Origin of the sequence: Fibrobacter sp. (assembly GCA_012523595.1) — a bacterium.
Taxonomy (GTDB): domain Bacteria; phylum Fibrobacterota; class Chitinivibrionia; order Chitinivibrionales; family Chitinispirillaceae; genus JAAYIG01.
The window spans coordinates 14,371-37,523 of record JAAYIG010000255.1 but is presented as its reverse complement, the minus strand read 5'-3'; the positions used below and the strand labels follow the sequence as shown (position 1 = coordinate 37,523).

The following is a 23,153-nucleotide window of genomic DNA, read 5'->3' as shown; positions in this document are numbered from 1 at the left end:
ATGAAAGCGATAATACTGGCAGCCGGATATGGAAACAGAATGCGACCCTTGACAGATTCCTGCCATAAAACAATGCTGAAGGTTGCAGGAAAAACTATTATCTGCAGAATTATTGACGGGCTGGTTGAGAACGGTATCGTAGATATTGTGGTGGTTACCGGCTACAGAGCTGATGAATTGACGGCTTATCTGCGTGAGTGTTACCCGCAATTGTCCTTTCAATTTATACATAATTCAAAATACCGCGAAACGAACAACATTTACTCTATGGCACTTGCCTTTGAGCACATAAATATTGACAGCGATATTATACTGATCGAATCTGATCTGCTCTACCAACCTGAAGTTATCAGGAGGTTGATAAATTCACCATACAAAAATGCTGCACTGGTTGATAAATACAGAATCGGTATGGATGGGACTGTGGTTACTGTTGAGAATTCGGTGATTACAAACGTTATCCCGCCTCATCTGCAGTCAGAATCCTTCGATTTTTCTGATAAATACAAGACGCTTAATATTTACAAATTTTCCATGGAATTTTGCAATACTTCTTTCAAGAAACTGCTTATCTATTATGCCAATGTAATTGACCGTAACTGCTATTATGAACTGATCCTTGGCATTTTAATTTACATGCAAAGAGAAACGATACATGCAGAAATAGTGCAGGGGGAGAATTGGTCTGAAGTAGATGATCCAAACGATCTGCAGGTTGCCGAGTTTGACTTTAATGAAAACCGGAAAGAGATTCTTGAACACGCTTTTGGTGGATACTGGAATTACCATTTTACAGATTTCTGTTTTATCCGGAACATGCATTTCCCCAATGCTTCGATAATTTCAGAGATGAAAAACGTGCTTACAGATCTTATGCACAATTACGGGTCACGGCAGGAACTTCTTGACAGAAAAATGGCATGGTTTCTTTTGTGCGATGAAAAGAGAGTGACTGCACTCAATGGGGCATCGCAGATCTATCCGATTCTTGGATCTAAGTTCGGCAGTTCTCCTGCACTTATCCCTTATCCCAGTTTTGGTGAATACAGCAGAATATTCAACAATTTCGATACTTACAAAGATGATGGCGATTTTGATGTTGATGAAATCGAGCAGAAAGCAATAAATGCAGAGTGTATTACCTTTGTAAATCCGAACAATCCAACCGGAACCCTTCTTGATACCGAATGGATCTATTCATTTGCTGCCAGGTTTCCTCAGAAAAAGGTGCTGGTTGATGAATCGTTTATTGAATTCTCAGGAGTTCCATCTGTTGTCACATTATTGGAAAAGAAGCCTCTGCCAAACATAATGGTTATCAAAAGTTTAAGCAAATCTCTGGGTGTACCTGGGATCCGGCTGGGTTATTTTTATTGCTGTAACCAGGAAATGAATTCCTATGTAAAACAGAACATTCCAATCTGGAATATGAACTCCATCGCAGAACACTATCTGGAACTGATTTTAAAACACAGAATCGCTTTGAACAGTTCTTTTGAACAGACAATCAGTGACCGGACTGAATTTGCTGCTGCTCTCTCCTCGGTTCCATACGTGGACAAAGTGTATAGAAGTGCTGCGAATTTCCTTTTGGTGAGATTGAAAGGGGATGTCGCTTTTGCAGATAGACTGAGCAGATATTTATTGTCGGAAAAATCAATTTTTATCAAGGATGTCAGTTCAAAATTCTCTGATGGAGCAGGTTATTTTCGTTTTGCGGTACGCCTTCAGGCTGAAAACCAGGAACTGGTGAAATATCTGTTTAATGTTGAACCTGATCTTCTGGAAATATCCAGTGATGAGATGGTGTTGAACTGATTTTTATTAATTCCTTAATTCTATTTCACAATTGCATTCTATCAAACCTGTCAATCATCTCTCCAGCAATACTAATAGTGAAAGAGTGCTCCGGGAGATTTCCTCTGGTAAACCATGCCGCCTCAGAAATCTCTTCCTCATCAATTAAAACAGGTTGGGTATCATCGGCTTCAGCGATAAACCCTATCATCATTGAACCGGAAAGCGGCCATGGTTGGTTTTTGTAATAACGGATATTTTTTACATCCAGCCCTACTTCCTCTTTTACCTCGCGCGCCACTGCTTCCTCGAGCGTTTCGCCGACATCGACATATCCTGCAATAAGGGAATACCTGTTTCCAGGAGATTTTGAACCACGTGCAAGAAGAATTTTATCATTACAGATGATTGCCACGATTACTGCAGGAGAGATCCTGGGGTAAACGACTGTGCTGCATTCCGGACAGATCACGGCCCTTTCATCGGATTTCAACTGCGTTCTTGCTCCACACTTTCCGCAGAATCTGTTTTGTGAGTACCAGTTCATAAGATGGAATCCCGCCAGAGTGATCCATGCAATCTCCTGCTGCCTGGTGGTCCGGAAAAAAATTAATTCTTTGTAAATCAAAGAAGGACTGTCTGTCTGAAGGTGATCCCATACAAGAAAACACGGAATGTCATCAAATGTAAAAAGGAACACGGTTTCTGTTTTATCCGAAATCTCCGGGAAATCCTTTTTCCGTGGAAGTTCCAGGTTTTCATCGATGGATTTAAGCAAAACTGAACTTCCTTCATAGTGAAGAATAAAGTCTTCCTCTCCAATTTTTCTTCCCGGGAGATAATGGTTGTTGAATCGGTGCGGAGAAATTTCATGAATCATAGATAAGCTTTCAGAGACAGGTTTCTAAAAATGTAATCTTTCAAAATAGATATTGGATCTTCTGTGTTCTGCATTTTGCCTGTACTGTTCTCACAAAAACCTCAATCACATATTCCAGGTAAATGATACTTTTACTGTTGTTCCGCCTGAATACTCGTTTTTTGGACCCGATCCACTTTCAGAACCGGTGGGCTCAGAATCTGATTGGGAACTGGAAAGTACAATAGGAATCCGCTGAACTGCAGAAAGAACCATATCAAGCGGCCCGACAGACATGCATACACTCAGTGAAGGAGTAAAGAGCAGAAAGCGGAAATCAAATGCAGTAGTATGAAGAGGTTTGCTATAAACGGGTATCGATCATCTTCTGAAGGTCCGGATTTGCATTCAGAGACAGGACAGTTGAGACAATAAAACCGATATTAGCCTTTACATGTGATGGTTTGCTGACAATAGCAGATGCGAATCCGCGGCGGAGAGATGAAAAATCAACTTTGTAGAAATCTGAAGGGCTTTCAGTGCTTTCGAGACTTTCTACACGCGAAATCAGGACGTTAAACATTGAATCTATGCCGCCATCGGAAATATCTGCTTTGGGATCAACATCATCCGGGAGATCTGTCGGATCATCATTGTTGATCAGCTTGTCTGAAATATCAGTCGGATTTGTATCACCGTTATCCTTTTCTGTATTTGTGGGAAAGCAGCCAGTCATCGATAACAGTAAACCTGATACAAATACAAACATCAGAGCGTGTTTTTTTTAAAGACATTTCCAGGCCCCCTTTATGAAGGTAAATATTAAGGATGAGCAATTACGTTGTAAACAGTGCAGTATATTTTTTTCAGAATATTATAATTATAATTGATTTTATAAGTCAATACATCTGTATTCCAAATGTAATTATTTCCAATCCTGTTTCAGACATATCAGAACGGGAGTGTCATCTTATGATCCCGGTGCATTGTCGGAATGAGGCAATTAGTGGACAGAACAGGGTAGGGGCATGGTACCGTTGTTACAGGAAAAGAATACTCCTCGAAATAATATACCGAGATGCTTTTTGCAGGCAATTCTGAATAAAAAAGAATAATACTTGAGATCGCTGATTTGCAAAACAATATCAGGCAATAATTATACTCCCCGATCATCATTTACTTCTTGCAAAGTCAGTATCACTTGTGGAAGCACCAGGCAGATAGAGATCGAGTACCAGATTCAGATAACCTTGAGATCTTTAAGTTTCTGCTCAAGTGTCTCAGGAGAGAATGGCTTCACTATATAACTGTTTGCTCCTAGTTTGATTGTCTCGATTATTTTTGTTTTTTCTGATTCACTTGTGCACATCACAATTTTGGAACTTGCGTATTGTGCGTTGCTCCGGAGGTGTTTAAGTAGACTGATTCCATCCATATTCGGCATGTTTACATCAAGGAAAAACAAATCCGGCTTGAAGTTTTTAAGCTTTTCTATTGCGTCTTTACCGTCTGAGGCTTCGACAATTGTACATGACATGAGTTTTTCGATGATGTTCCGCTGAATACGCCTGAGTGTGGTTGAGTCATCTACGAGCATAATGTTTGTCATACAATCACATTCCTTTTAAATTGCAAATATTTATAATTGTTCAGGGTGTTTTCAAGCTTACCTCAAGGTACATTGAACCAAGTTCAGACTGAAGCGGTACCAGAATATTCTGCGCGTTTTTAGGACCTACCAGCCTGTGGTTTCTTCCGATCACCACATTGGGAAGAGATATCTGGACATTCAGTCCGCCAAGATCCTTTTTTGCGCTTCCGGCTATGATATTGGTGATCTCACCAATTGCATCCGTGACAGCATAGTCAAAAATTTTGAATTCAGCATCAAGAAATCTGGATACTGTCTTCAGTGCGACAATTCTTGGATAGCTGATGGCTATAGTACCAACAGCGTCTCCTGATATTCCGATAATACCGGAGATATCATGTGTCGGGAAAGGGTCCATTTTCAGCTGCGGTTTACCCGGAGTGACTTTGAGCTTGAGCATAATATTGAATGTCTCAATTGTTGAAAGAATGAATGGATTTACATAACGGACATCCACTATGCTGCCTCTCTTTCTTTATAAGTGGTAATTCTCAATCAGTTATCTATCATATCATACTTTCAGCATTTTGAAAGGATAGTCTGTGCTATTTTGTTGAGTGGAACAACTGTCTCCACTGCTCCTGCTTCAATCGCTTCCCTTGGCATGCCGAATACGACACAGCTCTTTTCATCCTGCGCGATTGTAGCTGCACCTGCATTTTTTAATTGCAGCAGCCCATGAGCCCCGTCTTTTCCCATACCGGTGAGTATGACTCCTATGGCATTGACCCCGGCGTACTGTGCTGCTGAGTTGAAAAGAACATCTACAGATGGACGCTGATGGTAGACAAGCGGTCCATCCTTTACTTCCACGAAATATTTGGCACCGCTTCTCTTGAGTAGTAAATGGTGATTTCCGGGAGCGATAAGGGCTTTTCCTGGAATAACACTCTCACCATCCTCAGCTTCCTTTACCTCTATTGCACACAAGCTGTTCAGACGCTGTGCGTATGAACGGGTAAAGTGCTCAGGCATGTGCTGCACAATGACAGTACCCGGCGCAGTTACCGGGAAAGCTGTAAGAACTTCCTTGATAGCTTCTGTCCCGCCGGTGGATGCTCCGATTACTACTACTTTGTTTGTCGTCCTGGTCATAGATAAACGTTTTACCGGTTCTGTTTTCAGCCGCTCACTTGCGGCAATCCTCTTACTCATGTCAACAGCGGAAGCAGCTTTGATTTTTTCTATGAGTGTTTCCGACATATCCCCTACGGTATAAGCTGAACCGGGTTTACACATGATATCAACTGCACCTGCCTCCATCGCCTCCAGAGCAAGGTCCCCGCCTGCCGGGGTCAATGATGAGACTACGATTACAGGCAGGGGGTAATACTTCATAAGTTTGCGCAAAAACGTGATCCCGTCCATCCGGGGCATCTCTATATCGAGTGTCAAAACATCGGGTTTAAGTTGAACGATTTTATCCCGTGCCACATAAGGATCAGGGGCAGTTCCGACTACTTCTATACTGCTGTCTTTTGACAGCTCCCGGGTAAAGATCTGCCTCACAATTGCCGAATCGTCAACTACAAGCACTTTTATTTTCATTTACGCCTTTTCCATAAATGCTCAGTTCAAAATATTACTCATGATGGGCCGCAGTACTCTATTTCTCCTTGATATAAACAGAAGGTTTAACACTCTTTAATTGTGTTTGAAAACCAGTCAGACTCTCTGCATGCCCCACGATCAGGAATCCTCCCGGTTTAAGAAGTCTGTGAATCTCCACAATCAGCTTTCTTCGCACTTCATTGTCAAAGTAGATCATGACATTGCGGCAGAAGATAAAGTCAAACGGGCCGTGCATGGGAAATGGCGGGGCAGAGAGATTCAGACGTGAAAAGGTTATCATATCTCTGACACTTTTCCGTACCAGGTAACCATCTGTATTATCCACTTTGGCAGGCTCGAAATATCGGTCCTTTAGAAGTGGCGGAATATCTTTGGTTTTTTCTTTGGAGTAAAAACCCCTTATGGCGGTTGTGAGCACTTTTGTAGAGATATCTGTAGCAAGTATGCGCATGTCGCCTCTGAACCCGTTGCAGTTTTCCAGGAATGTCATTGCAATGCTGTATGGCTCTTCACCGCTTGAACTTGCTGCACACCAGATTCTGATTTTGTTCTGCCCAGATGATATAAGAATTCCAAGCTGCTGTCCCAGAAAATTGAAATGCGTAGATTCCCTGAAAAAATGGGTTACATTGGTAGAAATCACATCCAGCAGTTGAATCACTTCAGATCCGGTCCGGTCATGAAGTATATAATCAAGGTATTGTCTGTGATTTTCTATTCCAAGTGCACGCATGCGCTTACCTGTTCTTGCAGCAACAAGAGCCTCCTTGCCCTCATGCAGGGTAATGCCGCTTTTCTCATAGACTACGCGCCGGAATTCATCGAATGTTTTTTTGTCCATTTACTCTAAAGAAACTTTACACTTTTTGGTATTATCTTGTCATGTGTTTCCCTGACCGGTTTAAAACTCCTTCAGTTCGTCCTCATTCAATGGAATTATCTCTTCCGGGTGAACCGCTTTACTGCTTCCCCGTGGAGTCATTCTGGGTATTACTGATTGAGCTTTGCTTTCCGGCAAAGCGGCGACATATTGCTGAGAAACAAGTCTGGTTTTTGTGTTCTGGATTCTGTTTTCCGAGTCAGATGTCTTGAACGCACCGACCATGATAGCCAGTTCCTCTGCCTGATTACTGAGCTCTTCAGCGGCACTGGCTGACTCTTCGGAATTGGATGCGTTGGCCTGTGTGACCTTATTCATCTGTGCTACAGCAGTATTGATCTGTTCAATGCCCTGAGACTGTTCGTTGCTGGCTGCTGCAATCTCGGCGATCAGATCATTTACTTTATTTGTACGATCAACTATCTGATTGAGAATCTCCGCCACATCCTCGGTTATCTTTACACCACCCTCGGCATTCTTTACTGATTCCTCTATCATATTGGCAGTATTCTTTGCTGCCTCGGCACTTCTCATAGCCAGATTTCTGACTTCCTCTGCCACAACGGCAAACCCTTTACCTGCTTCACCCGCCCGTGCAGCTTCAACGGCTGCATTGAGAGCGAGAAGGTTTGTCTGAAAAGCGATTTCGTCAATTGTCTTGATGATTTTTGCTGTGTTATCAGATGATACCTTGATCTTTTCAATGGCATTTGACATGTGCACCATTGCGTCATTGCCTTCGTTAGCAGACAGCTTTGCTTCACCTGCAAGATTTCTTGCCTGAGTGGCGTTTTCAGCATTCTGCTTTGTCATGGAGGACATTTCTTCCAGTGAAGAGGAAATCTCTTCCAGGGAGCTTGCCTGTTCGTTAGCGCCTTCTGCGAGACTCTGAGATCCGCTTGAGATCTGGCCGCTTGCTGCCGTGACCTGCTCCACTGCTTCAGAAACCTGGTTTACAGCCAGTTCGAGGTTTTCTATTACAGTGTTGATGTTGCTTTTCATCTTTTCAAAATCACCGCTGTATGTCTTATGCAGTCGTTTTGAAAGGTCTTTATTTGCTGCAGCCTGCAGCACTACACCACCGTCTTCTATGATAAGACTTCTCAGGGTCTCAACTGTCTGTTTCAATGCCGGAGAGATTTCATCCTTGTCATCTTTGGGGACTATATTGAGATTCAGGTCTCCATCGGCAATCTTTTTCATGCTGCCGATAACCGTGCTCTGAAGATCATTTGCGAATGCATCCAAAGTGTCTGCCATTATGCCTATCTCATCCCCACGATCTATCTTCAGCCTCATATCCAGGTGTCCTTTCCCCATCTCCTGGATCATTGTAACGGTGCGGGAAAGGGGGTTTGTAATGGACTTTGAAAAGGACAGGCCGATTGTAATTGCCAGGATTAGACCCAGAAGACTGATAATGAGCATGAACATTCTGGTTTTATATGCGGTACTCTGAGCCATCTCTGAATTCAAATCAACCAGTTTGCTGAGTACGTCGTATGCAGCATAGAAACCTTTACGGGACTGGAGGCTTCTAAGGTCCATTTCCTCATCGTAGAGCTCTGTAAGAGAATCATTTTTAATGTTCATTGCAGATTCTTTAGCTTTCGCAGCATTCATGAAATCTGAATGCTGTGTCTTCCACTCTTCCCATTTCTGCCTAAAATTATTCCATAATTCTGCATCTTCTCTGGTCTTTTTCATCTTATCATATTTTTTATACCAGACTTCCGCCTCTTCGAATGCTTTACTAATCCAGTCATATTGTTCCGTTCGCAAGGATTCATCCTCAAAAATCATCGATATTAAGAGTCCTCTTTCTCCGGTAATCACCCTGTTGAGGCACTCTTTAATTGTAGAGAGCGATTCGATACCGGGAAGACGAAAGTTGCCAAGATCCCTGATGGCCAGATATCCGGTAAAACCTATTATTCCTGAAAGTAAAGCCATGACCATAAAACCGGTGATTAATTTCTGCCCAATCTTCAATCTGTTCAGCATTTTAATACCCCTTGTAAATGTTTCTATTTGTTTTCATCTTCAGATAGAGTTCCGGAAACCGCTGTCAATTCACTGCGGGAAAGAACCCGCTCGATATTCAGCAGAATTTTAACAGATCCCTTCGCTTTTGCCATACCCAGGATAAAATCAGTATCCAGATTTGTTCCAAAAGACGGCGTACCCTCGATATTATCGACCTTTATATCCAGCACCTCAGATACTGAATCGACAAGAATACCTATCTGCAGGGTATCTGTGCCATGCTTTACATCAACAACAATGATACATGTTTCTTCTGTGTCAGCGATGTCTTCCATTCCGAATTTTTTACGCAGATCAATAACCGGTATGACTTTGCCGCGGAGGTTAATCACTCCCCGCACAAATTCAGGTGTACGGGGTATCCTGGTTATTGACATCATACCAATGATTTCCCTCACCTTGAGTATCTCCAGTCCGTACTCTTCATTTTGAAGTCGGAAAGTGAGATATTTACCTGCGAGCCCGCTTATGTCATTTGCTAACTGGCCAGATTCAGCCATCTTTTCTCCTCTGATGATTATTAGTAAAGGATAACAGTTTCGCAGAAATCAGATCAGAACTTTTTTTGATGGGGTTGTTTACGGGGTCTGATGATTCTTGCCGGTTTCCGGTAATTGATCCATATTTCATATCAAATAAGACAACAAACACGTAAATAATATTAAGATTATACCCCTTCACAGGTTGCAAGTCAAGATGAAATCAGGCTTTGAAAACTCCTGATGATTCATTAACTAACAGAAAAACATTCTATCGCAGAAACAAATCATTGTCAAGCAACAATTGTGTAGATGTCGGCAAATTCTATTGGTAAGGGATAAGTGTCTGAAAAAAACAAAATAGAGAAATACCTCCAGGGGTTTTGTCAGATTGGAGTCCCTCTTTGCGTTCCAGGCGCCGGCTGATCAAATCTCAACCACTATTCCGGGTGATTTGATGGTTGTTCGTCCGGTACTTATCTCAAGCTGCATTGTACGTGAAACCGAACCGCCTGTGGACTGGGAAGTAAGTTCTATGTTGTTTTTAGTGAGAAGCTTATTAAGCACGAGTTTATTCCTTTCTCCGATTCTGAAGTGACCGCTTGGATCGAGTATCTGAGCGCATCCTGCTGCCTTTACAATCATTCGTGATCTGCTCCCTCCGGCTTTGAAAAAAGCCGCAAAGAGTGCCGGTACACCTACATCCACAAACATCGTGGGTTTTTCTCTGGCTTTTGCCGGATCTAAACTTGATAACGGCAGCATACAGTGAATCATCCCGCCGATAAGAGCAACAGGATCGTATACAGTGAGCCCAAGGCAGGAGCCAAGTGAATAGGTGGTAAGTAGTGTAGAAGGATCAGTAGAAATTACCATATCGGAAATTCCTACTATCAGATTTGAGCGTTTAGTGTTCTCCGGCAATGTGAACCCCTCATCTCCCTTCATAAGGAGTTTTCATGTATTCCTCTGTATGCCAGTCTTCTTTTCTTACCTTGTGCACTTTAAGAACTGCCACATGTCCTGTAATTACATCAAAAGCTATCTTACGGCCCACACTTCCGCCTGCATCCTCGGCTATGATCGAGATTCCTTTGTTCTTGAGAATCTCACGTGCAATCTTTACATTCTGATCTCCAAGGTTCTCCCCGGTTACTCCCTCCGGATGGCCGCCGCCAAGAATATGGGCCTTCAGATCTTCACTTTTGCAGCCTTCCTCATTCATCATCTTTATTAATGTCAGAATCGCTACATTTCCAAATCGGGGAGTTGCATTTGCAGCTTCTCTGGTTACAGGATACAGGAAATGGTTCATGCCGCCGCATTTCTGGCTCTGATCCCATAAACAAACTGCTACACAACTGCCAAGAACAGTCTGTATGGTCTCCTGCTGTCTTGAAATGTAAATATATCCGGGATGCAGGTAATAAGTCTCTCTATGAACAGCTTCCATTATTGTCTTACACTCGAATGTTGGTGATTTTTCACCCTGAATTTAATTTTCCGTTTCAACCTTTTAAATATGGGTTTTTCTCCGTTCCCATTGACATACGTATTATCCCGGAGACATCCAGAATCAGGCTGATACGTCCGTCTGGCATTATGGCTGCACCTGATACACCTTTGATTTTGCCGATTCCATCACCGACTTTTTTTATGACAGTCTGCTGCTGTCCCAGAATAGAATCGACCAGAAGTCCCATGCGTTTTCCCATGTCCTTCAGTACTACAACAATCCCATTTTCTGGATTTTCTATGGCACCGTTTACATTGAAAATGGCTGCAAGATGAATCAGAGGGATCAATTCTCCATGAGTGTTGACCACTTCACCCTTGTTTACAATACAGGAAATATCCTCTTTACGCGGACGGAAACTCTCTATTACTGAAAGAGTAGGCACAATGTATCGTTCATTATTTACCCTGACAACCATGCCGTCCATAATTGCCATTGTAAGAGGAAGGTGTATTGTAAAAAGTGTTCCTTTTCCCTGTTCAGTTTTGATCTCAATATGCCCCCTCAGAGCCTCGACACTCTTTTTTACTACATCCATTCCAACACCTCTGCCGGAGATATCGGTGACAGTTTTGGCAGTGGAGAAGCCGGGCTTGAAAACCAGGTGATAGACTTCCTGCTCGGAGATGTTTTCACCTTCCTCTATTATTCCCTGTTTCAATGCCTTGTTTATAATAGCCTTTCTGTCGAGTCCTCTACCGTCATCCTCCAGTTCGATACAGATACTTCCCCCTTTCTGATAAGCACGAAGAGAAATCGTACCTGCCGCCGGTTTTCCGGCTGCCAGGCGCTCCTGCGGGGTTTCCAGTCCATGATCTGCAGCGTTTCTTACCATGTGTACAAGCGGATCACCGATTTTTTCAACTACTATTTTATCAAGCTCTGTGTCTTCTCCGGCGGTGATGAAATTAATCTCCTTTCCGGCTTTTTTAGCCAGATCCCGTGACAGTCTGGCCATTTTCTGGAATGTCGATTTCAGTGAAATCATGCGCATTGAAAGCCCGATCTCCTGAAGCTGTCTGGTTATTTTATCAAGAAGGCGTATGTTTCTTAATACTTCGGTTGAAGCATTTCTCCGGAGAGCCTCATTACCGGTTACCATCGCCTCTGTAATGACAAGTTCACCGATTGTGTTAACCAGTTTGTCAAGCTTTTCAGTATCGACTTTTATTGACTCTTTTACAAAGACTGTTTTGTGTTTCCCCTGCTGTACAGCAAGCGCTTCATTTACATCCCTGGGACGAACAGAACCCTGTTGAACAAGAATTTCCCCGATTTTCGCTTCCGGATTCTCATGTTGTATGGATAGAGCCTTCTCCAGCTCAGAATGGGTAGTTTTGCCCTCGTCTATCAGAATCTCACCTATCTTGCGGGCACCGGACTTTTCAGCAAAAGTGTCCAGTTCATTTATCAGAGATCCTACTTCGTTATTCACGATGTACCTGGAATCTGAACTCAGGGCTTTCCGAAGGGAACCGATTTCCAGCTTGAGTGCATCCGCAGCCGAGAACACCAGATCAACAAGATGCCCGCTGACCGGGCATTCGTTTTTGCGCACTTTGTCAAGAAGATTCTCTGTTGAGTGGGCCAGCTTCTGAATAGAGTACAGGGAGAGGAATCCTGCTATGCCTTTGATGGTGTGAAAAACCCTGAACAGTGCGTTAATATTCTCGATATCAGCAGTTGATTCCAGTTGCAGAAGGTAGTTATCTGCATTGTGGAGATGTTCTTCAGATTCGGAAATAAAATCACCCAGCAGAGATCCGTCAATGGTTGACAGGTCTACTTCAAGGGGGGGGGCAGGCTCTATGGCTTTTTCCTCTTCCGGTTTTTCAGTGTTATTGATTTCACTAGTTGCACCCTCTGCACCGGCTTCATCCGGATTTCCTTGAAAAATGGAAGTATCCTCAGTTGAATCTCTCCCGGGATCTGTCCGGATAAGCTGTCTCATTTCAGAAATCATATCTGAGAGGGTTTTCATTGCAACTGATGAATCAGGTGTTTCGTTCAGGATTATTTTTTCCAGAAGAGCGGCACCCTGAGAACCTCTGTCGCGGATCTTCTTATCTACATTAAAACCGGAGATATTCTCAAACCTGGTGTGCAGATCAGCCAGTGCCTGAAGATTTGTCGGATCAGTCAGGACAAAGGCTGCCGACAGCTCTTCTAAATATTCCGATGCACTTTGACAGGAATTTTCACTCATTTTAACCTCTGATCCGGTTGAATTAACATAAGAATTGTACCGAAGAAAGGGAATGATGTCAAGGTGCTATCCTGAGATCATCTTTACAAAAAAAAGATACTGTGTTTCTGGCGGGATGATTTGAGGAAATTGAATTGATATGACCTGATGCGGCCATCTGTGTGTTCAGTCTACAATTTTTCTATATCGATTAACTGAATTACTTCCTTGCTTTTTGCTCTCTTGCATATCCCTGCAATACAATTATCGTTTCTGGCACATGCAATACCGGAAATATCTTCTGTACAGGTTTCAGACAGTACTTCGACGGCTTCGACTGAGTCAACACTGATACCCATGCATTTGTCGATTAATTCCAGTACAATAATAATTTCCCGGTATGATGTATTCAATATAGAACATGTTTCTGCAAACAACTTTATCATCTCTGACAGCTCATTTTGCCTTACACTCTCTATAATGGTATACGCTCCATTGAAATCACCTTTGTCCGCCAGACCTCTGACTTTTTCTGCTATGGCGTGAATCCGCTTATGGGGTTGATCAAATTTCTTAAGGGCATGCCCAAGAGTAAGATTGTCGGTTGTAAATGTATCGTACCATTTCCCAAATGCACACTTGTGAGGGTCTGTGGCCAGCTTGAATTCCCGCTGCTGCCGCACTGATGACTCCAGTTCTTCGAGCCATTTTCTATGATCCTGTTCGCGCTGCTTCATTAAATCAACCAAATCATCGATCTCTTTTTTAAGAGGAATCATCCCCAGTCTCACCCTGAGATCCATAATTGTGGTTACATTGTCGCGAAGATCCGCAACGCCTCTGATATGAGAGGGTGTTTTTGGTACAGGCACAATCTTTGGAACTGCCAACATCTCACGTACACTGCTTACAGAAACTCCAAACAGCGATTTCTGCAATCGGAAAAGTACCCATGGAACACTGAATGATATGTTTCTTTCCATTCCTTTCATCCTGATACAGATACAATCTTATCTTTATGCCCGATTAAATTCAATGGGTAAGAGTTTTTGAAAACAGGCACGCTCCTGATGACTCTTCCAAAGTCTCCGCTGGGTTTAATTTTGGTAAATGTATCATCAGGTAAAGAATTTCTTTGAAAAACAGTGCTGGATCTCCTTAAACCGTATGCTTTTAAACAGCAAGAATCTGTCTTGGTAAAATCAATTTTGGTGTAAAGCTGAGAAAACACAATATGAACTGTTTGTATTGCGTTTGGAATACACAGTAAATTATATGACATATGTTAAGAATAAATCAACAAAGGGCAGTATTATGACATGTTAATGGTTTTAATGCCTTTTACATAATTACCCTGTAAAATGGAGGTTTCTTATGAAGTTGATTGTTGCTGTAAAAAGAATTAAGTGCAAAGATCCTCAGGACCCGAAGTATGATGAATTGTATTTTATTACTGCAGTAAACGGAAAAAGTCAAATTTCCGGGGCATTCAGAAGAATCAAGCGTGGAACGGATAAAATATACTCTTATGATGACAAAAAAACAGGAGAGATTATTTTCGAGGAGACTATTGATAAGAATTCCCCTGTGTTAATAACAGCAATGGAACAGGCTGCATTGAGGGATGGGGGAAGGCTGGCAAAGATGATGGAAGATATTGCAAAAAAAGGTGCTGATTTTTTAATGGAGAAAATTGAACAAAAATCTGAAAACTTGGCGGAAGTATTTTCCAAAATGAGAAATTTTCTTCTGGATAACCTGGTATCTGCAATAAAACAAATATTTAAAGATACTCCTGTAATGAAAATGGTCATTACTGAACCATATTCTCCTGGTGTTAACTGTCCTGTCTCTTACATAATGAAAGGTAAATCGGATAAACGGCCCACTTATGAATATGAGATTGAGTTGCTGGTGACTTGCGTTGAATAGGGATATGCCTTAGGTTGTTTTTCTGAGTTTGTAGCCGATGGGTGAAGATACATATTTGACCAGGATCGTTTTTTCCCAACCCATTAAAACAGTGTTGTCGAAAGCGCATCTGCTGTAATGGTATCACTTGCAACCACAGTTACACCGATATGCCCTGGCTCAACTGGATTTCCTCTTACCGGGTTTATATATGTTGACATTGCTTACCATTCTTGTCTAACAATATCCGATTATAATCATTAGAGCTGACAACTGTTTTTTTCGCAGGCATCAGCTGCACCCAGTAAGAAATTTTCATGACTGGGATTACTTTTACCCACACGTCAGGCGTTTCCATCTCTCTCATCTGGTACTTTTTATTATTTTACTCAAAACAGCACTATCCGAAGCAGTTTTATCCAAACACCCGGGTTGTAATGAAAAATAGAATTTCTTTGCTGATCATGCTTATCTGCACAATTACCTTTACCGGTAAAACCAGTGCTCAGACGGCATCAATTGATCAATTATCCCTTTTCAACTTTGATCTGCAAAAAATTCAGCTCTTTTCCGGTTCGAACCCAGTGATAAACATCGATGAGCAAAGTTCTCCAAAAAAAGGGGGAATTGTGGTCGGTTCCTTAATGATTACAAGTGGGACCGTACTCACTGTTGTCGGATACTATGTCGGTAAAGAATCGTATAGCCGGTATAAAAAGTCAGCATTTACTGAGAATACCGACCAACTCCGGAAAAAAGTCAATGGGTTTAATGCAATGAGGATAACTGGAGGAATTCTTGCCGGAGCAGGTTTGATTGTAATTGTAGTGTCTTTCTAAGAGGATCTGATGTTTACAACAAAAAATCCCTTACTTTTATTCTTTATCATCTTTATTTTAACTTCGTTAAGATGCAGGTGGCCTCTTGATAATCCATCAGACAGCATGGCATCAGAGTATACAGAAGAAAGTAAAGCAGAGATTACAGTTGCAAGTAAAGGACCTTTTTTTCAGTTTGACACCGTTTATTTTGACGGAGGTGTAAGTTCAAAACTGGTGGAAGATGCGGGACTGGTCCGCAGGTATTTATGGGATTTTGGAAATGACGGGCAGATAGATACAGTAATAAGGAAAAGGACTCGTCTGGGAGTACCCTTAAAAAGGCCAGGTACCTTTTCTGTCGCTCTGGAGGCGGTTGACAGGCTCGGATATAAATCCAGAGATGTAGCTTCAATAATAGTGCTGCCTTCTTTCAATCTGGAAATCCTGCTTCCGGAGATAGATCTTTCCATAGACAGCACATGTGCATTTTACACTCAGAACGAATATACCATGAGACCTGTAGTACTGATGGGCAGGTATTTTACGTACAGAAATAAAACCGAAAGCATGGAACTGGGCGATTTCGTTTTTGAACTCCTAAAGAACCTTACTGGTACACTTGATTACAATGCCCTTTCCAATCCATATCAAACATCGTTCAGCAAGGGTGTATATACACTGAGCAACGGTAGTCTCACAATGAAAGCGGCATTTCACTATGGCCAGGGTATTGACGGGCATAATGAGGATGATACAGTCAAGTACGATCTCTTCGATCCCCGCTCATATATCAAGTCGATAAATGTCCAGCTCAGTCCGCCCTACTTTTCTTATGAACCCGGACCGCTCTGGGATCTGACAAGCGGTTTCGAAGTAGATGTTTCCACCAGACTCAGTCCACGTGTATCACTGGATATTGCGATCGGCAAACTTAAATTCTCGGGATTCAGGGAAGTTGAGGGACGGTACACACTCTCGGCTTCACAGATTGACACAACAAATTTATCAGCACCGGCATTCGATGCTATTCTTTTCAATTACCACGGTCTGGCCAGCATAAAACCTCTTCCCATCGCCAATATCGTATCCATCGTTAAGAGTGATTCCCTTGAAATTGACATGTCTGGGTCCCGAATCGTTTCCGATTCTTTTCCCATGGCTTTCACCATCGAGGATGATGAAGATACAATCAAGTACAGTTACAACTTTATTCTGAATCAACTGATGCTCAAGCAGAAGGTGCGGTTCGGTAATTCAGGCGGTGATCGAAAGATTTATGGCTCTTACTCGGCTCAATCGCAGATGTCTGTAAACCGGTTCTCTCTCCTGACCAGCTATTTTTCTGGTGTTTACTCAACAACTGAAGCGGATACAGCCTGCTTTTTCTGTGATTCTGATCTGACATCAAAGTTCGGTGATCTTTATTTCGATTCTCCGCAAAGAGGATCTCTGACCTTCGTTTCCGACCGCTACTCTTATGAGTTTACTTTGCGGGACGGGGTTGTACTGCCAACAGGCCAATAAGCTTGGATTCCGTTTCGCTTTTAAGCTAATTTTATTGTTGTCCACGCAACAGCAGAAATTTGATTTTGTGATTTCTCCAGTTTCTCACATTGGCTCCTCACAAAAGGATTCTATATGGAATCAATGGAACAGAGTGTTGTAAAAGCGATGGATGGAATAGATGCGCAGATTTTCCCTTTTCTTCCCTATATTCTGCAGGATCTCTGGGAGATCGGTTCTGATCCGGAGGAAGTAATCGGACTAATAAAAAGCCACAGTGTTGATTACACCAGTATAAGGATGCTCGACCTTGGCTGCGGAAAAGGCGCTGTTTCGATTAAGGTCGCGAGTGCGTTGGGATGTCATTGTGTTGGTATTGATGGAATAGGGGAGTTCATAGAATTTGCAAAGCGAAAAGCAGAAGAATTCGGGGTCAGTTCGTTGTGTATGTTTAAAACAGATGATATCAGGTTAGCTGTTAAAAAATTAACCGGTTTTGATATCATTTTTTTAGGTTCAATCGGACCGGTTTTCGGAGACTACTACCAGACTTTAACTACTCTTTCAGATTGTCTTAAACCAAACGGGTTTTTCATTATCAGCGATGCATATATTGATGATGCCAGTAATTTTTCACATCCGCTACTTCAGAAGAGATCTTCTATTATGGAACAGATAACAGAAGCGGGGATGAAACTAATAGATGAAATTACCGGCGACCTGGATGAGATAAAAAGTATGAGTGATGATATGTTTCCCAGGATAAAAAGGCGCTGCCAGGAGTTGATCGAAAGATATCCTGAAAATAAGAAACTCTTTGAGGATTATATAAAGGAACAGGAAAAAGAAAATGAGATACTGGAAAACAAGATTATCTGTTCTACAATGGTAATAAGCAGGATGGTTAATCCTTGAAAAGTTTGGTGCAGGCAGACAACCTGATTACTTTTTAATCCATCTTTAAAGGAAAAGTTCCCAACTGCTTGCAATCATCTTTCAGTTCCACAAGGTAAATGCCCGAAGCATTTTTGTTTAATCCCGTCAGAACTATCTTTTGTGATGAAACATTTGTCCTGGATAATGTGTAAACTAATCTTCCGGTTGGTGAAAAAACATTTACAGTGAGATTTGTTACATGCCTGGATTCTGTAAAGGCAGGCAGGTTAATTGCAATACAACCGGCACCTGTTCTGGAATATGTAAATTTCTGATGGTTTTCAGTATTATACATCAATCTGTTTGTCACTGAAACCATACCGGTGTATTCCAACGCTCCGATGTCAACAATTCCCTGGTTTATCCGCTTATTGCCAGCGATATCTTTCAGTGGAAATTCCCAACCTTCCTCAACCACAAGTGTTCCGGCGTTAATACACGGTGATTTCGCAGATAAAGAATAATCTCCTTTTGACATATCGGTAAACAAAGGATCTTCAACAGAAACTGTATCAAATTTTCTGGCATATCCATTACCTTCAATTCCCCGCCTCCCATCCTCTACAACACAGAAATGAAAATCCGGACGGGAATCAGGGTCATATATCCAGACCTGTGTGCCTTTTGGAGCCTTGTTATTCCAGATAATTGTGTTAGTGAACCTGGGTTTAGCAAATTCAAAGATGTAAAAAGCACCACCACGTTCACTGGCGGTGTTATTACTGATCGTGCAGTTATAGAATCGTGTATCACTGTAGAAGTGAATATAACCAGCTCCACCAAACTCTGCTGAATTATCGGCAATGATACAATTAACAAATTGTGAATTATCATTACTCTCGATGTATACAGCACCGCCATTTCTGGTTTCGTTATTATTGCGGATCTCACAGTTTTCGACATGAACACTGCAGGCATGGTTGATACCGATCGCTCCTCCATTGAGAGCGTAATTATCCCGGAAAACACAGTTGAAAATTTCAACATCCGCTCTGTTTGCGCAGTAAAATGCCCCGCCTTTTCCAACAGCAGAATTATTGTGAAAACTGCAATTCCTGACAGATGCCATCTTACTGCGACCATTAATGTAATAATTAAAAAAGAGTGCACCACCAGAGGCATCCCAGCCTAGATTTGAAGTGGTATCTGCTTTACCATAACTGAAATCACAATAAGAAAAAGAGGATAAGTCATTGCCTGCAGGAGACCAATGGAACCGTACACCGCGCCAACCGGCAGATGTGTCCAGTGCAGTAAAATAGATCGAGTCCTTGGCAGTACCTTCTGCAATAATTGTCCCGTTAACCCAGATCGCGCAATGGGCTCCAAAGAAGCAGAGTTTGTTACAAATTGACCAATAGCACTCGGTTTATCCTTTAGTCTGTACAAACGACCACTTCCTCTGCCTGGCTATCTCATAAAGCAATACCGAGGCAGTCGCGGACACATTTAAAGACTGGGTCTTCTCTGTCATCGGAATAGAGACAAACCCTGTGCAGAGTTTATTGAGGTAGGGAGGGATTCCTCTGTGTTCGCCGCCAAGAATGAGGATCAGAGGACCGGTGGAATCTATCTCCTCAGGTTTCTTTCCTTTTTTCATCTCAGCGCCGATCACCGCGAAATTCTTTGACCTGAAATCCTGAACCAGTGCTTCGAGATTTTTTGGTCTGCCGATACAGAGATGTTCAATCATTCCGGCAGAGCTTTTGGCAACCGATGCATTGAGTGGAGCAGTGTTTTTCCTCTCTAATAGTAAAGCATCGGCTCCGAATGCCACACTTGACCGGATAATCGATCCCAGGTTCCCCGGATCTTCTACGGATGCCGGGAGGATTACAAGCGGGTTTGGCCTTGAGGAGAGTTTTTTTTGCAGTTCTTCGACAGTACAATATGGCTTAATGCTGCAGAGCGCGGCGATACCCTGATGCTTTGTTGTACCGGTTAACTGCTGCAGTTTAAGACCGGGCACCAGATTATAGGAAAGCCGCTCTTTTCTGCAAAATTTGAGCAGATTAAACAGTGCGGGATTTCGCTTGTCTTTTTCAAAATAGACATGATCAACCGACTGCAGCCTTGTGCGAAGCAGTTCTTCGACTGCATGTATTCCATATATGTAGTTTTCCTGCTGCATCGGGAATTTTCTTTGTCTTTGTTCGGTTTTTTTGAATTTAATCCGTACTCTTTCTTCTGATCAATCAAGCTTTCCTCAGGTCTCAAACGTGGAAGTGCAAGATTATCGTGAGAAGAAACCGGTTTCACCCGTTGATCACAACCGGGTCTGGTGTGACCCTAATATATTTTTCTACAGACAATGCGACAAGGATTTCAAAGGAGGCTTGAATGGGTTTTGTAGGCGGACAAGAACTATTGCTGATTCTGATCATTGTTATACTTCTCTTTGGTGCAAAGAAGATCCCGGAACTTGCCAAAGGATTGGGAATCGGTATCAAGGAGTTTAAAAAAGCATCCAAAGCGATAGAAGAAGAGACAAGCGAGAAGGCAGAAAGTACAAAGGATGGGAGTAAAGGAAATTCGTGAATTCACAGGGAGAGATGCCTTTTCTGGCTCATCTTGAAGAGCTGCGATGGAGGGTGATAAAGATTGCCCTTTCTGTACTGGTCCTCGCTATTCCAGGATGGATATACTGGGAAAAGATCTTCGAATTGGTAATGCTGTATCCGCTCCGTTTTTCTTCTCCCACACCAAAACTGATTTATACAACTCCGGCTGAAAGTGTGGTATTGAGCTTAAAGATTGCCCTGGCCACCGGTACTATTGTCGCGACACCTGTGATTTTCTTCCAGATCTGGCGATTTGTATCTCCCGCACTTTATGGAAAAGAAAAAAAGGTCGTGTTACCTGTAGTTCTGGCCTCAACAATCTTATTTATAGTGGGTATCATGTTCAGTTATCTCACTTTTCCCTATGTGATGCGGTTTCTTACAATGTATGCAGCAGAGAAGCTTGACCCGTTTTTCAAAGCCGGTGATTACTTCAGTTTCCTTCTGAAGATCAGTTTTTCATTCGGGATAATATTTGAATTGCCTGTGGTATCTTTTGTTCTGGCACGAATGGGCATTTTGAGTGCAAAGTTTCTTCTTCGTAATTTCCGCTATGCCATTGTACTCATATTTATCGTTGCCGCTGTGCTTACACCGCCTGATGTGCTTTCGCAGCTCTTTATGGCCTTACCGCTTCTGGTGTTATACCTTATCAGTGTTGCTGTGGCAGGTGTGGCAGGAAGGAGGGGCAAATCGATACAGGATTGAGTTTTTCTGAGGTACTGGTTGTTCTTACACTGGTGCTGGTTTTTTTCGGTTCCAAAGAGCTCCCTCGTTTTGTAAGGGAGATTGCAGGAATACTTGCCAAATTCAGGCGTTACAGTGAGAGGCTGAAGAGGGAACTCGATGAAGCTGCTGGAGTGAATGAGCAGTTCATTACTGATAAGAATCCGGTTCAGGAGAGTAAAAACCAGAAGAGAGAGCACTATATCAGTTTGCGTAAAGGGCTTGGTTTATCCCTGCGTGCGGAAAAATCGAGAATGATCATTGAACACCTGAAAAGCACTCCTCAATACAGGGATGCGGCCGCGGTGATGATCTATGTCAGTATCGGTAGTGAAGTGGAAACCCGTACTGCTATTTCAGATATGCTCAGTGCAGGGAAGCGGGTTGTGGTTCCTTATTGTGTCTCAGGGGCACGCAGCCTGGGTATTGCGGAGATCAAGGACCCTGAGAAAGACCTGCTGCCAGGTGAGATGAATATTCCGGAACCACGCAAGGAGCTGAGGGATAAGTTCTTCAAGAGTGATTTACAGCTTGTTATCTGTCCGGGTGTGGCTTTTGATATTTTAGGTGGGCGTCTTGGCAGAGGAAAAGCTTATTACGATGGTTTCCTGCGTGAGTTAAAGGGTAAGATACCACTTTTTGGATTGGCTTTTGACTGCCAGACAAGCCAGGAAGCTCTTCCTTTCGATTACCACGATGTACACATGGACCAGATTATCACAGAAAGCGGTTTAATTATAGATCAAGCCGAGGCGCGTTTGCCTGCTGCTGATCTTGACCGTTTGCCTGCTGGGTGAGTCGGGAGTGGTGATGTTCTGGATGATTCTGTTATACTCGGCAGCAGCCATTGCTGCACTTTTCCTGCTGCTCCTGTTTATTCTTCTTTTTTCTCCTTTTTATCTCGGTTCCAGGTTTTCCGGAAGCGGGACCAGTATCGCAGGAAGTGCGCGCTTCTGGTGGTTTCATCCAGGGGTGATCAGTGTCAATTATGATTTTACTGATAATAGTATGATGTTGAGACTGTTTTCTCGCAGTTTTGGCAAGAAAACGGAAACACCAACTGCTCCACCTTCACCTGTTGAAAAGCAGGATACAGAGATTTCCGCTTCTGAACCGTCTGGTTTTCAAACACCGGAGGAAGAGGAAAAACTTTCTCCGGAGGAAGACAAGTTTACTTCTGAAACCGCGGGAATTCCGGAAACTGACTTTGATCATAGTATTCCGGAAGAGGGGATGAGTATGCAGGGTGGACCCGAAGAAGGAGAAGAAAGTGTGGAAATATCTTCTACCCGGAGGGATAAATTATTGAACAGGTTAAAAAAGAACAGGTTTTTCTTTTTTCTGCGCAACCGTAAGTGGCGTGGGAAGATAACCAGGTGGGTACTGAGGGTGTTTTCTTCTTTTTTTTGCATTGTATCCCTGGATAAATTTCAGGTTTGGATCAAGGCCGGTCTGGAAGACCCATCGGTGACAGGGATGGTCTATGGGTTCTATCAGGCTTTACGCAACGGGTTAAGCGGCCAATTTCAAAAGGTCATGATTGAATTTGAACCTGTTTTTTCAAGAGATGAATTTCATTTTTCCGGAGAAAGCGGAATCAGAAGTTCTTTTGGCAGACTTATTTTGCCTGCCCTTGTAGCATTGTTTACTTTTCCATATCTTACTACACTGCGTTTGTGGCTGCGCTCGCGAAAGGCTGCAGGGATTTAA

At 42.6% G+C, this 23,153-nt stretch carries 25 protein-coding genes and 1 other annotated feature; of the genes, 9 read left to right on the top strand and 16 right to left on the bottom strand.

Translation table 11 applies throughout. The features are described 5' to 3' along the window. Entirely contained in the window at positions 1 to 1,818 is a 1,818-nt protein-coding gene (locus GX089_17525) for an aminotransferase class I/II-fold pyridoxal phosphate-dependent enzyme (protein ID NLP04297.1), read from the top strand. Between the two features lie 25 nt (positions 1,819 to 1,843). Here the strand turns inward: GX089_17525 and nudC are convergent, their stop codons facing one another. The 13 genes from nudC to GX089_17460 all read right to left on the bottom strand — a co-directional run bounded on the left by nudC (position 1,844) and on the right by GX089_17460 (position 13,968). Then, positions 1,844 to 2,677 carry an NAD(+) diphosphatase gene (gene nudC / locus GX089_17520; protein NLP04296.1) on the bottom strand — a complete coding sequence of 278 codons (834 nt, stop codon included), beginning with the start codon at positions 2,675 to 2,677 and terminating at the stop codon, positions 1,844 to 1,846. A gap of 105 nt (positions 2,678 to 2,782) precedes the next feature. Beyond that, positions 2,783 to 2,953 (bottom strand): hypothetical protein, encoded by a 171-nt coding sequence (locus GX089_17515; GenBank protein ID NLP04295.1) that lies wholly within the window; start codon positions 2,951 to 2,953, stop codon positions 2,783 to 2,785. A 67-nt stretch (positions 2,954 to 3,020) separates the two neighbouring features. Then, positions 3,021 to 3,392 carry a hypothetical protein gene (locus GX089_17510; GenBank protein NLP04294.1) on the bottom strand — a complete coding sequence of 124 codons (372 nt, stop codon included), beginning with the start codon at positions 3,390 to 3,392 and terminating at the stop codon, positions 3,021 to 3,023. A 504-nt stretch (positions 3,393 to 3,896) separates the two neighbouring features. Next, positions 3,897 to 4,265 carry a response regulator gene (locus tag GX089_17505; protein NLP04293.1) on the bottom strand — a complete coding sequence of 123 codons (369 nt, stop codon included), beginning with the start codon at positions 4,263 to 4,265 and terminating at the stop codon, positions 3,897 to 3,899. 40 nt (positions 4,266 to 4,305) lie between these two features. Next, on the bottom strand, positions 4,306 to 4,764 hold the full coding sequence (locus tag GX089_17500; GenBank protein ID NLP04292.1) for a chemotaxis protein CheX: 459 nt from the start codon (positions 4,762 to 4,764) through the stop codon (positions 4,306 to 4,308). Positions 4,765 to 4,826: 62 nt separating this feature from the next. Beyond that, entirely contained in the window at positions 4,827 to 5,855 is a 1,029-nt protein-coding gene (locus tag GX089_17495) for a chemotaxis response regulator protein-glutamate methylesterase (protein NLP04291.1), read from the bottom strand. A gap of 58 nt (positions 5,856 to 5,913) precedes the next feature. Continuing rightward, positions 5,914 to 6,720, bottom strand: a complete 807-nt coding sequence (locus GX089_17490; GenBank protein ID NLP04290.1) for a methyltransferase domain-containing protein — start codon at positions 6,718 to 6,720, stop codon at positions 5,914 to 5,916. Positions 6,721 to 6,780: 60 nt separating this feature from the next. Further along, on the bottom strand, positions 6,781 to 8,763 hold the full coding sequence (locus GX089_17485) for a HAMP domain-containing protein (protein NLP04289.1): 1,983 nt from the start codon (positions 8,761 to 8,763) through the stop codon (positions 6,781 to 6,783). A 23-nt stretch (positions 8,764 to 8,786) separates the two neighbouring features. Beyond that, positions 8,787 to 9,305, bottom strand: coding sequence for a purine-binding chemotaxis protein CheW (locus GX089_17480; GenBank protein NLP04288.1), 519 nt, complete (start codon positions 9,303 to 9,305; stop codon positions 8,787 to 8,789). A 405-nt stretch (positions 9,306 to 9,710) separates the two neighbouring features. Then, entirely contained in the window at positions 9,711 to 10,232 is a 522-nt protein-coding gene (locus tag GX089_17475; protein NLP04287.1) for a chemotaxis protein CheD, read from the bottom strand. Beyond that, positions 10,219 to 10,737 (bottom strand): chemotaxis protein CheD, encoded by a 519-nt coding sequence (locus GX089_17470; GenBank protein NLP04286.1) that lies wholly within the window; start codon positions 10,735 to 10,737, stop codon positions 10,219 to 10,221. The genes GX089_17475 and GX089_17470 overlap by 14 nt, the downstream gene beginning before the upstream one ends. Next, positions 10,614 to 10,665, top strand: a sequence feature (possible 23S ribosomal RNA but 16S or 23S rRNA prediction is too short). Its footprint overlaps the gene before it by 52 nt. Before the next feature lie 55 nt (positions 10,738 to 10,792). Next, positions 10,793 to 13,006, bottom strand: coding sequence for a chemotaxis protein CheA (locus GX089_17465; protein NLP04285.1), 2,214 nt, complete (start codon positions 13,004 to 13,006; stop codon positions 10,793 to 10,795). A gap of 170 nt (positions 13,007 to 13,176) precedes the next feature. Further along, on the bottom strand, positions 13,177 to 13,968 hold the full coding sequence (locus tag GX089_17460; protein ID NLP04284.1) for a hypothetical protein: 792 nt from the start codon (positions 13,966 to 13,968) through the stop codon (positions 13,177 to 13,179). Positions 13,969 to 14,359: 391 nt separating this feature from the next. On the opposite strand from GX089_17460, the gene GX089_17455 reads away from it, so the two are divergent. Then, positions 14,360 to 14,917, top strand: a complete 558-nt coding sequence (locus GX089_17455) for a hypothetical protein (GenBank protein NLP04283.1) — start codon at positions 14,360 to 14,362, stop codon at positions 14,915 to 14,917. A gap of 83 nt (positions 14,918 to 15,000) precedes the next feature. Here the strand turns inward: GX089_17455 and GX089_17450 are convergent, their stop codons facing one another. Beyond that, positions 15,001 to 15,117 carry a hypothetical protein gene (locus GX089_17450; protein NLP04282.1) on the bottom strand — a complete coding sequence of 39 codons (117 nt, stop codon included), beginning with the start codon at positions 15,115 to 15,117 and terminating at the stop codon, positions 15,001 to 15,003. A 216-nt stretch (positions 15,118 to 15,333) separates the two neighbouring features. On the opposite strand from GX089_17450, the gene GX089_17445 reads away from it, so the two are divergent. The 3 genes from GX089_17445 to GX089_17435 all read left to right on the top strand — a co-directional run bounded on the left by GX089_17445 (position 15,334) and on the right by GX089_17435 (position 18,135). Then, a complete protein-coding gene (locus tag GX089_17445; GenBank protein ID NLP04281.1) occupies positions 15,334 to 15,735 on the top strand; it encodes a hypothetical protein in 402 nt (133 codons plus the stop codon). 9 nt (positions 15,736 to 15,744) lie between these two features. Continuing rightward, positions 15,745 to 17,241: a hypothetical protein gene (locus tag GX089_17440; protein ID NLP04280.1), complete on the top strand. Its 1,497-nt coding sequence runs from the start codon at positions 15,745 to 15,747 to the stop codon at positions 17,239 to 17,241. A gap of 114 nt (positions 17,242 to 17,355) precedes the next feature. Next, positions 17,356 to 18,135 (top strand): class I SAM-dependent methyltransferase, encoded by a 780-nt coding sequence (locus GX089_17435; protein ID NLP04279.1) that lies wholly within the window; start codon positions 17,356 to 17,358, stop codon positions 18,133 to 18,135. 34 nt (positions 18,136 to 18,169) lie between these two features. Here the strand turns inward: GX089_17435 and GX089_17430 are convergent, their stop codons facing one another. Then, the gene (locus tag GX089_17430) at positions 18,170 to 19,225 is read right to left on the bottom strand and encodes a right-handed parallel beta-helix repeat-containing protein (protein NLP04278.1); all 1,056 of its coding nucleotides are present in this window, start codon (positions 19,223 to 19,225) and stop codon (positions 18,170 to 18,172) included. Between the two features lie 300 nt (positions 19,226 to 19,525). After that, positions 19,526 to 20,287: a 23S rRNA (guanosine(2251)-2'-O)-methyltransferase RlmB gene (rlmB, locus tag GX089_17425; protein ID NLP04277.1), complete on the bottom strand. Its 762-nt coding sequence runs from the start codon at positions 20,285 to 20,287 to the stop codon at positions 19,526 to 19,528. Between the two features lie 209 nt (positions 20,288 to 20,496). Here rlmB and tatA point away from each other — a divergent pair, with 209 nt between their 5' ends. Genes tatA through GX089_17405 form a run of 4 tightly spaced genes read left to right on the top strand, consistent with a single transcriptional unit; the run spans position 20,497 to position 23,153 of the window. Then, entirely contained in the window at positions 20,497 to 20,694 is a 198-nt protein-coding gene (tatA, locus tag GX089_17420; protein ID NLP04276.1) for a twin-arginine translocase TatA/TatE family subunit, read from the top strand. Then, complete coding sequence (gene tatC / locus GX089_17415; protein ID NLP04275.1) at positions 20,691 to 21,425, top strand: twin-arginine translocase subunit TatC; 735 nt, start codon at positions 20,691 to 20,693, stop codon at positions 21,423 to 21,425. Before tatA ends, tatC begins: the two co-directional genes overlap by 4 nt. Continuing rightward, complete coding sequence (locus GX089_17410; protein ID NLP04274.1) at positions 21,422 to 22,240, top strand: 5-formyltetrahydrofolate cyclo-ligase; 819 nt, start codon at positions 21,422 to 21,424, stop codon at positions 22,238 to 22,240. The genes tatC and GX089_17410 overlap by 4 nt, the downstream gene beginning before the upstream one ends. Before the next feature lie 22 nt (positions 22,241 to 22,262). Further along, on the top strand, positions 22,263 to 23,153 hold the full coding sequence (locus GX089_17405) for a DUF2953 domain-containing protein (GenBank protein ID NLP04273.1): 891 nt from the start codon (positions 22,263 to 22,265) through the stop codon (positions 23,151 to 23,153).